Genomic DNA, 16,351 nt, shown 5'->3' with positions numbered 1-16,351 from the left:
GGGGGGATCGAGGAAACGTCGGCATCATGCGAAGCCCGGTCCGCGCCTCGATCCTACCCGACCGGAGGCGGGTGACTGCCTCCGGCGACCCGGTGGGTGGCGTCGCGAGACGCCCCCCTATCCCGATCAATCCTGAATGTCGATCGGTCCTAGCGCGGACCGAAAGCTTAGCTCGCGGTCGACGCCGCCGGGCGGAATTGAAGCGCAAAACCATCCATGCAATAGCGCAGGCCGGTCGGCTTCGGACCGTCGTCGAACACGTGGCCGAGATGACCGCCGCAACGGCGGCAATGAATTTCGCTGCGCAGCATGCCGAAGGTGCGGTCTTCCCGCTTGCTTACGGCATTGTTCAGCGGCTGATAGAAGCTCGGCCACCCGGTGCCGCTCTCGTACTTCGTCTCCGACGAGAACAGCGGCAGGTCGCAGCCGGCGCAGGCGAAGGTGCCTTTGCGGTGCTCCTTGAGCAGCGGGCTCGTGAACGGGCGCTCGGTGCCTTCCTGGCGCAGGATTTCATATTGCTGTGGCGTGAGCTGGGCGCGCCATTCCGCGTCGGTCTTTTCGACCTCGAACTTTTCCGCGGCGTTCGCAGGTTCGCCGCGCAGCCAGCGCAGCGCCGCAAAGCCAAACAGACCGGCAGTGGTAGCAAGCAGAATACGGCGATCGATCATCTGGTATCTCCGTGCGAGGCGTAGCTCGTTTATATTCGCTTATCTTCCCAAATACGGGGGGCAGCCGTGAGAGTTACACTCGTCCGGTAGCTAATTTCTCACTTTCTTGCGACCAGATGAGCAATTCCTTGGTTTGACTCGTATTGGGCAGCCGCGGCGAACTTCCAGTTCCACGCTTGCTGAAAAGCCGCCGAAATCCCAGGGGATGCCGGCGGCATTGTGACAGGTACTTCTAGGCCAATACTTTTTAGGTGAACACGGAGTGATCGATCGACCTGTCCGGCACCACATAGCCGTAGCGGGTGTGGGACGGCTCAGGTCCCGCCTTCTCGTATTCCGCCTTTATCATGGCAAAGCGATCACTCTTGAGTTCCAGCATCGCCTTCTTCGGGTCGATATTGTAGAGCCGCGCGTTGTTGTCGGCGAAGATCGCCGTCTTCACGGGACCTCGGGCATCCCCAAGCGGGGCGAAGCCGTATTTCTTCTGCATCACCTCGGGGATTTCCAGACGCCGCAAGCCCTCGATCTGCCACTGTGGCCCACCGGTCCAGAGCGCATCAGTTCCCCAACAGACGCGATCGACACCCATCCCCTTGATCATGATGCCCATCAACGCCGCGCAGACATTCGGCTCGGCCACGAGCGTCGTGGCGAACAATTGTCCGACGTCGCCGTAAACGTTGTTGACCCCATACTGAGCGGGAATATCGGCGAGATCGCTCGTCCATTGGATTCGCCCCGTGCGCTCGAATTCCGCCATCGCCACCTTGGGGTCGCCGCCAACATGGCGGTAGGCGCCGTGATAGATAATGAAGTTGAGCTGCGGCCAGTCCTTGGCGGCCTGGCCGACGTCGGAGACGTCAACGAAGCCCCGCAGATTGGGGAACTGGTGTTCGACGCTTGGCGCGAAAAGTCCCTTGTGAACGCAGACGTTCTTGATGCCCGCTTTCACCATCTTTTCGTAGCCCTTGTAGGTGGTCTTCTCGTCGTCCATCCGCCACGGATAGCGGCTGGTCTCCTTGTGGGTGTTGTCGCCGATGGTGTAGCCCTTGCAGGACTCCGGATTCAGTGCGAGGCCCGCATCGAGGTTTTCAAGCCAATTCGGCTGCCCCGGTGTGAAGATGCAATGGGCGAACAAGCGCCGCGAGCCGGCTTCCTCGTTGACCTTTTTGCGCGCATCCGCCATCTGCTGATTGGTCAGGAACCAGTCCCGCTCGGTGTCGGAAGGAGCGGAAGAGATCAGCGCGATCTTGGTGTCGCTGTCGAGAAACATCTCTTTTTTATAATTGTTGAACTTCAGATCCTCGATCGTCTGCTCGTGGTCGGCAAGCTGCTTGTTCCAGCCGGCCTTGCCCACCGCCTTGCGCATTTCGACGAAGCCCATGATGCGGGTGTCATCGCGCAGGAAATGCGTGTGCATGTCCATGATGAACTGGTCCTTGAGCGAGTTCGCCCGCTCCTGAGCCATCGCCGGCGTCGCTGCTTCGGCCTTGGTCACCTCGAACAGAGGTCCGTAAACTTCGTTCATCGCGACAAAGGCTGCGGCCATGCCGGCAGCGGTCTGGAAAAATCGACGACGATCGAGACCCTGCTTGCCGCCGAGGTCGTCGGCCATTGCCAGCATTCGCGCCTCGGCCTCGCGCTGCCGCTCGTTTTGCGGATCGGGATAGAATTCGTCGCTGGAGACGATCTGGGTTGGAATCGGCGTCTTGTGCTGAAGCATTTCGGACGGCATCAGCGAGGCAAGTTCTTCTTCTGTTAATTGGTTGCTCATTGTTGGTCTCCCTTTTTGAAGTGTTTTTGGACTGCAAATGCAAGGCATCCAGGTTTCTCAGCCGGCAAGCTTGCTCTTGCGGGCTGAGCAGAAGTAGTTGCGTAATTAAACTCGCTGCATCACCGCGGTAGAAAGCCGGTCGAGAACCACGGCAGGGCCGCGATGATGATGAGGCCAACCAAAAGCGCTCCGAGATAGGGCCATATATCTCGCATAACCGTGCTCGGATCGGCTCGCCCAATCACACATGCAGCGTAATATCCAACACCTACTGGCGGTGCAAAAAGGCCGACGCCCATCGCCAGAATGACTACCATGGCATAGTGAACTTCGTTGATGCCGGTCATACGCGCACTGGGGAACATCAAGGGACCGAAGACAACGATAGCCGGGATGCCCTCAAGCACACTTCCAAGCACAACGAAGGCTGCGATCGTGCCGGCCATGAACGTGAAGGCACCTCCCGGCAATGTGGTGATCGCCTGCGCCAGATTGCGGGAAAAGCCTGATTGGGTAAGTACCCATCCCATGCTGGTCGCGGTACCGATGATGAGCAGGATGGCACCGGACAAACATGCCGTCTCTACCAACATCGGGTAGAGCCTGCGCCAGTCAAATTGGCGGTAAATAAAGATACCTGCAATGACGCAATAGGCGATCCCGATGGTCGATACCTCCGTCGCGGTTGCCACGCCTTCAACCACGGCGGTGCGTATCAGAAAGGGTAACGCCAAGGCTGGCGTTGCGATCACGGTTAGGCGAATGATCTCCCGCGCCGGCACGCGTGTAACATTGCTCATGTCTTCATTTCTGGCACGCCAACGGGCGAGGACCGCCAGGGTTGCCGCAAGTACGAGTGCAGGCATCAGGCCTCCTGTGAACAGAGCAGCAATCGAGACACCCGTGACCGAGCCGATCGTTATGAGCACAAGCGATGGTGGTATCGTTTCGCTCATCGCGCTAGATGCCGCCAGCAAGGAAACAAGTTCGCTGTCTTTCATTCCCCGACGCTTCATCTCGGGTAGGAGCGCTGGTGCAACAGCGGCCATGTCGGCCGCCTTAGCGCCGGAAATTCCCGAAACTAGATACATCGCTCCGAGGAGTACGTAGCAGAGACCGCCACGGATATGCCCGACCAGCGAGGCGAGGCACCGGATCATGGCGCGTGCCATGCCCGTCATTTCGAGGAGAAGACCGAGAAAGACAAAAAGCGGTACTGAAAGCAGGACGAGCGTGCTCATGCCTTCGTCCATGCGCGACACGACGATACTGAGCGGTGTATTGGTCAACGTGAGTAAAAACGCGGTTGTCGTCAGACCGAAGGCGAAAGCGATGGGCACGGACAGGGCAACGCCGGTCCCCCTGAGCAGCACGAAGAATATGATGAGATTCCAAGCTCCCATTGTGCGAATGAGAGGCGCACCTGCGTGAAGAAGCAAGGCAACGGCCGCAAGGCCGCCAAGCGCCGGCAGCCAGCGTCGCCAGCCTAGTCTGAACCAACGGCTGACAGTGATGAATAGTATCAGCCCGATGCTGGCTGGCATTGCTGCTGCACGATAGGTGTTGTGGAGACCAAGGGCGGGCGTTTCGATCGCCCATTCGTCAAGCGCGTATCCGTAGGCCCAAGGCAGAATCAGAATCAAAAAAAGCGCAACGACTGTCTCTACCAAAGCTTGGACGGCCAGCCGCTTTCCCGGGCTGAAGAGCAGGACGAATGCTGTCAATCCCATGTGCTCCCGCCGCAGCAGGGCGACAGTCGCGCCCATCATCGCGAGCCAAAGAAAGCAGATCGAAGCGATCTCATCCACCCACACCAAAGGTTGATGGAATACGAATCTAGAGACGACACCAACGACAAGTACAACGATCTCGATCAGTACCAAGGCGCTCGCAACAAACGATACAGAGCCTTGGATCACCCGCTCGAGCTTGGTGTCGCCATTCGCAGGTGGCTGGCTCATCCGCGCCTTTCTAGCAAAGCGAAAAGTGACTCAAAGGTAGGATCTCGCGCCAAGCGATCGGCTGCGGGTCCGGAGCATGGGCTTGTTCCGACACTCAAAAGGACGAAAGTCGTCAGGCCGGACTCTGGGAGACGTACCAGTCGTGAAGCTGGATTCCGTTCCAGACGACCACACCATCGAACCGAGCGAAGTAGTCGAAAGCTTTTTTCAGGTAGGGAATCCGATGTGGCTGCCCGCTGATGTAGGGGTGCACGGCAACCGCCATTACTTTCACGCGCTCGAGACTTTCCTCGTATAATTGATCGAAAGATTCGATTAGGCGCGTGAGCCAATAGTCGCTTTGATGCTGATGGATCATCATCACGGGGATGTCGTTGTGCTCGACCGTATAGGGCAAAGTAATCAGCGGGCCGTGCGTGGTGGCGATGCGGGTTGGTTCATCGTCATAGACCCAGTCGCCGATGTAGCGAAGGCCGGCGGCAGCCAGATAATCCGGAGTTTCGAGCGTTTGGGTCAGGCCTGGCCCGAGCCAACCGATCGGCCGTGTCCCCGTGAAAGTCTCGATGACCTCTAATGTGCGGCGGATCATCGCCGGTTGGTCCTCCAGCTTGTGCATCGGCACTTGATCGTAGGCGTGCGCCATGAATTCCCACCCCGCATCGCGCGCCTGTTCGGCGACCCTTCGATAATCTTCGCAAACGCGGGCGTTGATCGAGAGAGTCGGTCGAATACCGAGGCGATCAAAAAGCTTAAAGAAACGCCAAACGCCGACGCGCATGCCGTATTCGTGCCAACTCCAGTTCGGGACGTCGGGCATCAAAGGCATGCCATTGGGCGGTGAAAGGAAAGCGCGCGGCATAGGCCGGGAAATGTCCCAGACTTCGAGATTGACGATCGGCCAGATCACCATTCGTGCGCCCCCGGGCAAGGTGAGTTTCGGCCGATCGACGATGGCGGAATAGGGGGCTCGCTCGCGTGGTTGCATGCTCAGCTCTTCTGGTACGGCTTCGTTGCTGTCGACTAGCTCAATTTTCCTGTGTAATGTTCCAGCAAACCCCAAGTTTGTTCACCGAATTTGCTTCGCCAATGTTCGTAAAAGCCGGCAGATGTTAGCTTGTAGCGGAACGGATTCGATGGCGGCGTATTGAAGGCCAGTCCTTTGGCCAAGAGATCGCCCTTAACGCTGTCGTTTAGACCTCTGATCGCGACGCGCTCCTCCATCGTCGCCTGTTTGATGTTCTTGGAGATGATGTCTTTGAGGGCATCGGGAATGCGGCCCCACAGCCGGCCGTTCGCGACAAGCCAGTAGCCGTCCCACATATGATTGGTGATCGAGACGTATTTCTGCACTTCGTACATGCGCAGGATAAGGATCAGCGCGAGGGGGTTTTCGTGTCCCTCAACAATTTTGGTCTGCAGCGCGGAATAAGTTTCGGCAAGATTGATGCTTGTCGGTGATGCGCCGAAAGCAGCGAACAAGGAGACCCATAACGGGCTCGGCGGAACGCGAATCTTGAATCCCGCCAGATCTTCCACCTTTTCGATCGGGTGCGAACTCGACGTGATTTGGCGGAAGCCGTTGTCCCACATGTGTTCGAAGGCGTAGAGGTTAAGTTTGGAGATACCGTCGCGGACGTGTGCGCCGAGATCGCCATCCATCGCATCCCAAATCTGGTCGTAACCTTGCCAAGCGAAGCCTACACCGTGGATGGCCGCGACGGGCGCCAGGGTCGAGAGAACGAGGCCCGATAGCGCGAAGAGCTCTAAGGCTCCGCTGCGAACCTGCGACAGCATGTCCGTGTCGGTGCCAAGCGAGCTATTCGGAAACAACTGAAGCTCGACCCGTCCTCCGCTTTCCTGTTTGATGCGATCCGCCGCTTTGCCCATCGCGACGATCATCGGGTGACTTTCGGGATTGTTGTTGCCGAATTTCAAAACGAATTCGGAGCTTTGAGCGCGCGCGATACGCAAGGGAGGCGCGGCGAGGGCTGTTGCCCCGATAGCCGCTTTCAGGAGATGCCGACGATGGAGTGCGGCCACGAAATTCCTCCGCAAAATTATGGAGCAGTCATTCCAGCAATTATCATGCCATCTCGGTTGGTAGCCGCCTCAGTCTTACTCAGATCGACCAAGAATAAAGCCATTTTCCGCGAGACGATCATAGGTATTGAAAATCGGCCAACGGATGTTATGGAGTGATCATTCTTTTAAGAACCTACCCATTTCTGGGCAGAGGTAAAGGGGTTTTTCAATGATCACCGTATGGGGGCGCGCAAACTCCACGAATGTCATTAAGGTTCTGTGGTTGTGCGAGGAACTGAATCTTCGGTTTTCGCGCAAGGATGTCGGAGGACCGTTCGGTGGTCTGCAAACACCGGAATTTTTTGTTTTAAATCCCAATGGGGTGATCCCGGTCATCGAAGATGACGACGCGGTCGTGTGGGAAAGCCACTCGGTTCTACGTTTCCTCGCCCAGAAATACGGTTCAGGCGGCCTTTATCCAGCCGACCCCGCGGGTCGTTCCCAAGTCGAACGCTGGCTCGATTGGCACATCAGTACGCTGGCGCCAGCGCTTAATCCGGTGTTCTTCGCGCTCTACCGCGCGCCTGCCGAGCAGCGGGATCAGGCAGCGCTCAAGATGCTGATCGAGCGGTTGACTGCCGTGATAAGTCGACTCGATGCCCATCTGAGTGCACAGCCTTTCATCGCCGGTGCCTCATTCTCGATCGCCGATGTAGCGTTCGGCAACTCGGTGTGGCGCTGGTTCTCGTTCTCCTTCGATAAGCCGAAGTTCCCGCATCTGGAGCAATGGCAATCGCGCGTCTCCGATCGGCCGGGGTACCAGAAGTATGTCGCTCAACCTTTGACTTGATCTGAGCGAACTTTAGCGTCGCAAACATCCGGAAGAGCTCGGACGCCATGGACAAGATCATCATACACCACTACCCGCAATCGCCCGTATCGGAGAAGATCCGCAAGGCGATGGGCTTAAAGAAGCTTTCGTGGCGCTCGGCCGAACAGAACAGATTTCCGGACAGACCCGAACTCTTCGCCATGACGGGGGGGTACCGCCGCCTGCCTGTGCTTCAGATCGGTTCCGATCTCTACTGCGATACGCAGAGCATATTTCGTGAACTGGAGCGGCGCTTTCCGTCTCCCAGCCTTTTTCCTAACGGCGAAAGGGGCTTGCCATTTGCGCTGTCGCGCTGGACGGACAACACGATGTTTGATCTGGCGATGCGCGTATCGTTCGCCCCGATTGCGGCGACGCTGCCCGCTGCACTCGTGGAAGACAGGGCAAGACTGTATCTCGGGCCGGACGGCGACTTTAAACGTGAGATCGCCGACTTGCCACACACTGTCGCGCAGCTTCGGACGCAGCTCGGTTGGCTGGAAGAAGCCTTATCCGGAGACCGGCCTTTTCTGTTCGGCTCACAGCCGGGTATGGGGGATCTTCTAGCCTGGTTCATCGTCTGGTTCATCCGAGGTAAGAACGACACGACGGACCGGCTGCTGCGAGAGTGCCCGGCTGTACTGGAGTGGGCATCGCGTATGGATGGTTTGGAATACGGTCACGCCGAGCCGATCTCGCCGGCCGAAGCATTGGCCCAGGCGCGCTCAGCCGAGCCCGCCGTCATTGATAGCGTCGATGTAGCCGATCCGCTCGGGCTGCGGCTCGGCACGACCATCGCGATCCTGCCCATTTCCGACACAGGTGAAAAGCCCATCACCGGCGAACTGGTCGCGTCATCGCGCGATACCGTCACCTTGCGACATTCGGCGCCGGAATGCGGTACAGTTTCGCTGCATTTTCCCCGGGTCGGTTATCGTATGGCGCCCGTAGGAGACGCCAAGTGATAGAATGACGGGTTCTAAGGGCCTCGCTGATAGGCTAGATTCGTGCCGTTGGCGCGAAAACGTCGCGGCGATCTGATTGGAAAGGAGTTCTGCTAGTGGCGCGGCCACGTAATTTCGATTCGGGCAGGGTGGTCGACGGTGCGATGCACGAATTTTGGCGCAATGGCTTCAACGCCACGGCCGTCGAGCGTCTGTGTGCCGTCATGGAGCTTAGCCCCGGTAGTCTTTACGGCGCATTCGGCGGAAAACGCGAATTGTTCATCGCGGCGCTCGATCGCTATATGGATCAAATATCGAGCGATGCCATTCGGAGAATTTCCGCGCCTGCGTCCGGTATGGAGGGAATTCGCGCCTACTTCTCGAACTTGATTGACGCGATCGCGGAAGGCCGACGGGCGCGAGGCTGTTTCCTCACAAATTCACTCATCGAACTGGGGCAGAGTGATCCCGAGGTCTCAAGCAAGATCGCGACCAACCTGGCGAGACTGGATGCCGCGTTCGCATCGGCACTCACCAGAGCGAGTGTCGCAGGTGAAATCGCTCTAGAGCCGGGTGCTAAGTCGTCAGCTTATCTTGTTTGCTTGGTACAGGGGCTAAATGTCCTGGCAAACACAAAGCCGAACCGAAGTTTCCTCGAAAATATTGTCTCGTCGGCTTTGCGAGCGCTTTGAGAAACACCCGACTTCTCCGAAGTGCGTGGGTAGAGACAGAGCAATTGATGTCGTCCCCCTTCGTTTCGGAGGTTCGGCGGCCCAAATAGATTCGCAAACGTAGGCCGTAGGGTCGGTTACGGAAAGCCTCGTGGCGCCGGCGAATCAAGAGAAATTTCAAGTCAGAGTTCTGAGCGGCTCATAGGCTCTAGGTTGCGCGGCCATTGCCGGTTCGGGAGGGACCTGGCGATCGCCGGCAGATGCGAGCAAGTCTCCCGAGGCGTTGAATAGATCCCGTAAGTCGGCAATTGGGAGAGGCCGCGATAGCAGAAAACCCTGGCCCTGATCGACTCCACATCTCTTTAGCGAGGCGACCTGTTCTTCTGTCTCGATCCCCTCGGCAACTGTCGTCATTTCAAGTTCGCGGGCGACGTGAACCAACATTTCCACTAGGACCTCTGCCGAATGGCTAGTCACAATCGAGTCGACGAGGAACTTGTCGATCTTAATAACGTCAGCTCCAAGCTTCTGTAGATAAGATAGTCCGTTATGTCCCGTGCCAACATCGTCGAATGCAACGCGAAACCCGCGATGGCGGAGTTCCGACAAAACCGCTTCGGCTTTGGACATATCGGAGATTTCCTGCCTCTCGGTAATTTCGATGATGATCTGACGCGGAGAGACTCCAGCCTCCACAACAATCTGTCGGAAGGTGTCGACGAAGCCGTGCGACAGAAGTTGTGCGGGAGAGATATTGAACGCTGCTTTGAATTTGCGGTCACACGAAAGCGGCTCACGAAGCCCTGCTAAAGCAGTCCTTGCCAGTTGCCAGGTTAGTGGAATGATTCTACCGCTGGCTTCGGCCGTCGGGATGAATCGATCTGGAGGGATAAGCGTTCCATCGGCACGCCGCCATCGGGCTAGTACCTCAACGCCGACCATTTCACGGGTGGTCAATGAATAGATCGGCTGAACAAATGGTAAGAACTCGTTCCTCGAAAGACCCGCATCGATTTCGGCGATGGTTCCACCACTTTGGACGGCTAGTGTTGCCGCAAATATCCCAAAGAAAAATCCGATTGCGGAAAACAGCAGCACAGTTGCGATGAGGGCTTCGTGGTTCGCTTTGGCAAGTGTATCGAGATCGACTCCTATTGAAGCGATCAGCGGATATCGGTTGGACGTCATGAAGACGCGATGCAGTCTTTCGGAATCGACGGACTGATTGGACTCAGAATCGGCTACTGGACGTCCATCGGAAAGAGTGAGAGATGCCGTTCCACACTCGCGGAGATCTTGTGGCAAAATGTCGAATAGCAACGAACTCGTGCTCATGACTGCATCCAGCGACGTGTTATCGTCGAGACTCCATTTGATGTCCACGGCAACATTGCCCTTCTCACTCACCGGGGAAAGGCTGATGTGGCGGTTTACAGCCGACAGAGACGGTTCGGGATTCTCGGCTACCGCTCCCGTATCGATGACCTCAGGATACGCGGAGCAAAGCATCTTTTGCGAGGAAAAGACTCGAACATCCTTCAGGTTGCTATAGCGATAAATTGTGTTCCTCATCTGGACGATCGACAAGGTGTCACAGTCGGCGAATCCACCTTCATACAATTCTGCCAACGCAAGAAGCGCGTGATCAGCCGCAAGTTCGGCTCGCCTCAACAGTTGGGCGTTGAGCGCTCGCATATTTCTCTCATTGAGGGAGGGGATGACGGCAAGAAAAGCCAGTAAGGAGGCAATGCCGAACGCTGCAGAGAACAGGAGAGCGATAACCCAATATCCGTTACGCCGCACTGCGATGCGAGCCAACTGTAACGTCCAAGGCTGCGTCATGTAGCTCTCCGCGCAAGCCACTCAGTCTATGTCGACATTGTTTAAGAAGGGGTTTCGCGAAGCAGCTGAGCCAACTGCGGCAATACAATTCGTCACTTAAATTGATCAACATTGGTTGCACCGAGCCGAAGCGTCTTCTCTCAACTGCCTAGAGACCACAACCGCGGCAGGCGTCCGGTTGAGTGCCATGGTACAGCTGCGACAATCAAAAGGCCGATCGATGGCGCTCCGAGATAGGGCCAGATGTCCAGCACGATGACGCCCGGATCGGTACAGCTTGGAGCGATAGCTCTATGAACTCGCGACGTGCCCTGCAAGAAAAAGGGCCTATCGGATTTCCGAGAAAATCAGCTCCAGCGCTCAGCACGCGATGTCCAGCAAAAACGCGCACAGACGCGACAGATTTCGGCACTCTCGCTACTACTACGAAACCCGGGCTTGCTTCACTCCTTCCAAGATCGTCTGAGACTTGCCCGTCTTCACTTAATTGTTTCCGATGTCGCGAAGGACAGCAGTGGAAGTGAGAATTTGTGGCAACACGACGGGCGGCCTCTTATCACCATTTGCAGTTGCGGGCGGGTAGAATAAATAGAGCGGCACGCCAGCGTGGCCACTCGCCTCAAGGACCTTCGTGATTCCAGGATCCTGACGGGTCCAATCCGCTTTCATCGCTACAATTCCGGCGCTCCGGAATGCATTAGCCACGGTGGCGTCGGCAAGTGCTATCCGCTCGTTCACCTTGCATGTGATGCACCAAGCCGCTGTGAAGTCCACAAAAACAGGGTTGCCTTTTGCGCGCAGTGCCTCAAGCTTTTCTGGGTCGAACGAGTGCCATTCGATAGCGTTCTTGTCTGGTTCGCTCGACAAATTCTGTAATTGGCCGCTGTCCTCAACTAGCAGAAGCAGGCCGACCGCAGCAGCGACGGCGAGCGTCGAAAAGCCAACTCCCCAACGCCGCCACTTGTCCTCACCAAACCATGTGACGTTGTATAGCCATGCGGCGAAGCCGATCAGAACGAGTCCCGACAACGTCACCGTGATCGCGTAGGCATCAGCCAGTTGTGAAAGAACATACATGAGCCAGACGGCGGTGCCGTAGACGGGGAACGCAAGCATCTCCTTGAGCTGGACCATCCATCGGCCGGGCTTCGGTAGCAGGCGGCGAGCCGTAGGACTGAACGTGACGAGCAGATAAGGTAAAGCCAGTCCGAACCCGATTGCTTCGAGAACAACGAGCGATTTGTACCACGGCTGAGTCAGCGCATAGCCGACTGCTGTCGCCATGAACGGCGCGGTGCAGGGCGTAGCGACCATCGTTGCAAGCGCGCCGGTAATGAAAGCTGCCGAATAACCCGAGCGTTGGGATAAGTGAGATCCGGCACTCGCCAGCCGATTTCCGATCGAAAACACGCCTGAGAGATTCAGTCCAACCGCGAACAACACGTAAATCATAAAACCGACAAAAAGGGGCGACTGCAGCTGGAATCCCCACCCGATTCCCGCACCCGCAGCACGCAAACCCACGAGGGCACCTCCAGCTACTGCGAAACTTACGAGAACGCCCGCACTATAAGCGAGGCCTTGAAGACGCATCTGATTCGGCGTTAGTTCAGCGTGCTCAAGCAATGCTATGACCTTGATCGACAGCACCGGCAACACGCACGGCATCAAGTTCAGCACCATTCCACCGATGAGAGCGAACACAATCGCCGCCGCCAAACCCAGGCCTGTGCCGTTTGCCGCGAGTGGCGAGTGAACTGGCACCGAAATCAATATGGCACCTGGCGCTCCAGCCGCCTGTGTGGCCAGATCGCGATAAGCAAGAACCCCCTTGAGCACGGCGGGTAGCGTCTTGGACTCGTTGCGTCGAAGAGCGATCGATAGCCCGTCCGAACCAGCTGTGATAGACTGAGCGGCGTCGTCGTCTATGACGTCCGGATCCTGCGGGAAAAAGGTTATACCGGTGAGTCGAGTGGCATCGCCGATTGCGATCTGAAGAACGATCTGATCGCTTGAGGAAGTCGTTGTCGTTGGGAATGGGTTGGTTATCGGCAACTTGGCGCGCGCCGCGGCGAAGACGTCGGTCAAGAGCGGATCAAGCCTCGGCGTGTCGCCGACTGGAACGGACAAGCTAACATCGGCCTCTTCGGGCACACAAATATCCGAGCAAGCGAGCCAGCCGACATGGGCGCTTAGCGTAACAACGGAGCCTGGACGCATGGCGGACAGTACGTCAATTGCGATCGGTAACAGTACCTCGCCCTCGTAGCCGTAGCTGACGACTGGCCCTGCCTTAAACCGCTCCGGAGTTGGCCACGAGACCGGTGTAGCGGCGAACTCCTTTGGAAGCGACCAGCTGATTGTCGTCGGAAGACCCGACTCTCCGGGGTTCGACCAATAGGTATGCCAGCCCGGTTTAATTTGCTGCCGTAACGCCACTTGAAACGGGCGCCCCGGAACGACGTTGGTCGTTTCGCCAATCAGGGTAACCATCACGTGATTGCTCGGGGAGACAATGTCTTGCGAAAGCGCGATGACGCTGCCTGCGGTCAACACGCCGCTTCCCAATACGAGTCTGGCAAAAAACCCGAATAACCAATGTGACCAAAAAGAGTGCTCGCGCATTTACCTTGCCTTCAATTTAGCCACGGCCCGAAGGCGAACAAATAAGGTCGCTTCAGCCCTTCGTCCCGAATGCGTCGATCGCTCCAATGACAGCGCTGACGGGCGGTCTCACCTTGAACGATTCTTCGTAAAGCTTCGTTCGGATGACGCCATTTTTGTCGAGGATGAAAATAATCGGTCTCGGTACGCCGTAAGCTCGATTGCCGGGCGGATATTGCGGGTCGCGTAACTTGTAGAGGTCGATGACCTCCGACTTCGGATCAGACAAGAATGTGAAGGAGATGTGCCGCTTGTCCGCAAACGTCTTTAAAATCTCGGGGCTATCGTAGGAGAGCGCAACGATCCGATAGCCGCGTTTCTCGATCTCCGCTGCTCCGCTATTCATGTCGATCAATTGGGCCTGACAATACGGACACCAATCGGCGGAACGAAAGAACATCAGGACCAGTCCCTTACTGCCCATCGCATCAGTTAGGGTACGGGGCATACCAGTTTGATCTAGACGCTTGCCGATGTCTGGAGCGGTCACGCCGACCGGCGGCCCGAGCTCTTCAGCTCTCACAGGTTTAGCCGAAGACACAGCGGTAAATATTGTCAACGTCACCATCAACTTAAACAGCTTCGTGGTTCGAAAAACGACGGCCATGCGCTCCTCCATTTGCCCTTTCGTAGGTTAGGGACCGAATAACCTATAAAGTGCATCACACGCTGCGAGCCTCACTAAAGAGGCTCGCTATTCGGTTGTTGCTCCGCCGGGAACATGACTGGCTGATCGCACAGAGCAAAGGGCGCGATCTGCGGAAAGCTGTCCCGGCCCCCAAGCCATTATTGCTAGTGCCATGGCGGCCCAGGTAAGATGGACGGGCCAGCCATCAGGGATCGTCAATTCCACGACTAATGTCATGAACAGCAGGCCGGCTGCGACAAAGCGCGTCCCCAACCCAAGAACAAGAAGCACCGGAAATAATATCTCTCCGCAACCGGACAAAAATGCCATGAGCGCCGGCGCTGGAAAATCATAGGGCCCCCCAGGAAGATGCAGCTTGAACTCGTCTGTAAAGAGTGTGACGGCAGCGTCGTTCAAATGCAGAAAACCGTTCCATTTGAGGATGCCCGACTTCCAAAACGGTACCGCCAAAGCGACTCGAAGCACGAATTGTGTCAGCGAGGAAAAGGCGATGAAGCCGATAACCCCGATCGCCCGATCGGTAGTCATCGTCAGGCGTGAAATGGCGCCGCCATAGTTCCGCTCGCTGACAGCCTGCATCGTCGCTCTCCGTGTTGAAATGCGGTAAAAACGCCGGCTTCCATCACCCTCGCTATGGCTGCCGGGAAGTCGAAGGATGGTATCTCGTCAAGTACCGCCTCTGCGGCAACAGCCAGCGGATTTCCGTTAATCAGGTTGCCGAGAAACGCGGCTTCGCCTGGTGCCAGAAGCCTCACTTCGACTTCTGTGTCGGGCCGAGTAACAAGCGCATCTTCTGCCGAGCTAGACCTCAAGGAACTAACGGGCTCCTCACTGCGGTTCATTGCGAAGATCGCCACCGCAGGATAATCCGATTTCACGATGCGCGTTGCCGGATGAGCCACGAAGATCAACTCGCCGACACGATCGGTGGAAACCTCGGTTAGGGCAGCCGGGGTCAGTGGAGGCGCGTCGCCGGCATGATACGCGTCCAACCATGCCCGCTCGATGCGCGCGACGTCAGCGAGCCAGGGCATATCTTGCGCGTACTCATAGCTTCTTACAAAAGCTGGAAAATCACGACCGTACTCAAACAGCAGCGGAGATAATGGCGGTGTCGCACGGACATGAAAACGGGCCATCGCCCTAAAGAAGTCGACGCCAGTGATCCTCTGGGTGGCCGGATATATCGCAGCCAGCGCATCGATAAGGCTGACGGTAACGTTGTTGCGATAGACATTGTAGCGCTTGGCTGCCGCCTTGCCGGGTGGACCCACTACTCCAATTGGAACTGGAAGCGATGGAATGGTGAGCGCAGGCGCAAAGTGATCTGCGAAGTTCCTGTGCAAATCATCGTCCCGGTCAGGCCGCATGTTCGGCCATCCCGTTGCCGTCCAAAGCCCGGTCCAGGATAACCTGGGCAGCCGCAGCTTCAGCCCTGAGGATCGGCCAATCGGGGATCTTGCTGTCCCACTCGATCAGAGTGGGAAGAGGACCGGACCGCAAGATGATAGTCGCGTAAAGCTTCCACACGGCATCGGCTACAGGCCCATCATGGCTATCGATCAAAAGGAGCTCTCCCTCATCGTCAGTTTGCTCGGCATGGCCGGCGAGGTGAATCTCTCCGACGGAGTCGAGGGGAAAACTCGCGAGGTAGTCGAGTGCCGAATTGCCGTGATTGGTAGCGGAAACAAAGACATTGTTAATGTCCAGCAACAAGCCGCAGCCCGTACGCTGTACGACTGCACGAAGGAAGTCCGTCTCGCCTAGCGTTGAGGAAGAAAACGCAACGTAAGTCGAGGGGTTTTCCAGCAAGATTCGGCGGCCAATCGCTTCTTGCATGTGATCGATGTGCGAGCATACGAGATCGAGCGTTGATTTCGTGTATGGCAACGGCAGGAGATCATTGAAGAATATCGACTGGTGCGTCGACCAGGCAAGATGTTCGGAGACGAGTTCGGGCTCGTAGCGTTGGACCAAGGCCCGAAACCGTCTCAAATGCGCTTGATCCAGAGGCTGAGGCCCGCCGATCGACATACACACACCATGTAATGAGAGAGGGTGTTCGCGACGGATGCGTTCCAAGGACCGATGAGGCGGTCCCCCGGCTCCCATATAATTTTCCGCGTGAACCTCAAAGAATCCCCGCATGGATCCATCCGCTAGGATGGCGTTGAGATGTTCGGCCTTGAAGCTCGCCCCGGCAAGCCCCCAGAGCGGCAACGGGGAGGGGAGGAGACGATTGCCAGGGCGTGTCTGCTGCTTTTTACGATCTGGATTCATCGTCG

At 57.0% G+C, this 16,351-nt stretch carries 14 protein-coding genes; 3 read left to right on the top strand and 11 right to left on the bottom strand.

The features are described 5' to 3' along the window. Positions 1-167: 167 nt before the first annotated feature. The 5 genes from msrB to ABSE61_RS28680 all read right to left on the bottom strand — a co-directional run bounded on the left by msrB (position 168) and on the right by ABSE61_RS28680 (position 6,443). On the bottom strand, positions 168-668 hold the full coding sequence (gene msrB / locus ABSE61_RS28700) for a peptide-methionine (R)-S-oxide reductase MsrB (RefSeq protein WP_423874537.1): 501 nt from the start codon (positions 666-668) through the stop codon (positions 168-170). 247 nt (positions 669-915) lie between these two features. Then, a complete protein-coding gene (locus tag ABSE61_RS28695) occupies positions 916-2,442 on the bottom strand; it encodes an amidohydrolase family protein (RefSeq protein ID WP_423874536.1) in 1,527 nt (508 codons plus the stop codon). 119 nt (positions 2,443-2,561) lie between these two features. Beyond that, entirely contained in the window at positions 2,562-4,403 is a 1,842-nt protein-coding gene (locus ABSE61_RS28690; protein ID WP_423874535.1) for a TRAP transporter large permease, read from the bottom strand. 112 nt (positions 4,404-4,515) lie between these two features. Next, entirely contained in the window at positions 4,516-5,388 is an 873-nt protein-coding gene (locus tag ABSE61_RS28685; RefSeq protein WP_423874534.1) for a polysaccharide deacetylase family protein, read from the bottom strand. A 35-nt stretch (positions 5,389-5,423) separates the two neighbouring features. Further along, positions 5,424-6,443 carry a TRAP transporter substrate-binding protein gene (locus ABSE61_RS28680; RefSeq protein ID WP_423874533.1) on the bottom strand — a complete coding sequence of 340 codons (1,020 nt, stop codon included), beginning with the start codon at positions 6,441-6,443 and terminating at the stop codon, positions 5,424-5,426. Positions 6,444-6,654: 211 nt separating this feature from the next. Between ABSE61_RS28680 and ABSE61_RS28675 the strand changes: the two genes are divergently transcribed. The 3 genes from ABSE61_RS28675 to ABSE61_RS28665 all read left to right on the top strand — a co-directional run bounded on the left by ABSE61_RS28675 (position 6,655) and on the right by ABSE61_RS28665 (position 8,932). Beyond that, entirely contained in the window at positions 6,655-7,275 is a 621-nt protein-coding gene (locus tag ABSE61_RS28675; protein WP_423874532.1) for a glutathione S-transferase family protein, read from the top strand. A gap of 47 nt (positions 7,276-7,322) precedes the next feature. Then, on the top strand, positions 7,323-8,261 hold the full coding sequence (locus ABSE61_RS28670; protein ID WP_423874531.1) for a glutathione S-transferase family protein: 939 nt from the start codon (positions 7,323-7,325) through the stop codon (positions 8,259-8,261). A gap of 128 nt (positions 8,262-8,389) precedes the next feature. Further along, the gene (locus ABSE61_RS28665) at positions 8,390-8,932 is read left to right on the top strand and encodes a TetR/AcrR family transcriptional regulator (RefSeq protein ID WP_423874530.1); all 543 of its coding nucleotides are present in this window, start codon (positions 8,390-8,392) and stop codon (positions 8,930-8,932) included. A 156-nt stretch (positions 8,933-9,088) separates the two neighbouring features. Here ABSE61_RS28665 and ABSE61_RS28660 read toward each other — a convergent pair whose 3' ends face one another. The 6 genes from ABSE61_RS28660 to bufB all read right to left on the bottom strand — a co-directional run bounded on the left by ABSE61_RS28660 (position 9,089) and on the right by bufB (position 16,346). Beyond that, positions 9,089-10,753 carry an EAL domain-containing protein gene (locus tag ABSE61_RS28660; protein ID WP_423874529.1) on the bottom strand — a complete coding sequence of 555 codons (1,665 nt, stop codon included), beginning with the start codon at positions 10,751-10,753 and terminating at the stop codon, positions 9,089-9,091. A 483-nt stretch (positions 10,754-11,236) separates the two neighbouring features. Continuing rightward, on the bottom strand, positions 11,237-13,378 hold the full coding sequence (locus ABSE61_RS28655) for a protein-disulfide reductase DsbD family protein (RefSeq protein WP_423874528.1): 2,142 nt from the start codon (positions 13,376-13,378) through the stop codon (positions 11,237-11,239). A gap of 52 nt (positions 13,379-13,430) precedes the next feature. Beyond that, positions 13,431-14,024, bottom strand: coding sequence for a peroxiredoxin family protein (locus tag ABSE61_RS28650; protein WP_423874527.1), 594 nt, complete (start codon positions 14,022-14,024; stop codon positions 13,431-13,433). A gap of 87 nt (positions 14,025-14,111) precedes the next feature. After that, entirely contained in the window at positions 14,112-14,645 is a 534-nt protein-coding gene (locus tag ABSE61_RS28645) for a DoxX family protein (protein WP_423874526.1), read from the bottom strand. Further along, on the bottom strand, positions 14,597-15,436 hold the full coding sequence (locus tag ABSE61_RS28640) for an HvfC/BufC family peptide modification chaperone (protein WP_423874525.1): 840 nt from the start codon (positions 15,434-15,436) through the stop codon (positions 14,597-14,599). The genes ABSE61_RS28645 and ABSE61_RS28640 overlap by 49 nt, the downstream gene beginning before the upstream one ends. Next, on the bottom strand, positions 15,426-16,346 hold the full coding sequence (bufB, locus tag ABSE61_RS28635; protein ID WP_423874524.1) for an MNIO family bufferin maturase: 921 nt from the start codon (positions 16,344-16,346) through the stop codon (positions 15,426-15,428). Before bufB ends, ABSE61_RS28640 begins: the two co-directional genes overlap by 11 nt. Positions 16,347-16,351 lie beyond the last annotated feature (5 nt).

The sequence above is a fragment of the Bradyrhizobium sp. genome (assembly GCF_049519115.1).
Classification (GTDB): Bacteria; Pseudomonadota; Alphaproteobacteria; order Rhizobiales; family Xanthobacteraceae; genus Bradyrhizobium.
This window is presented reverse-complemented; position numbering and strand designations above follow the sequence as displayed.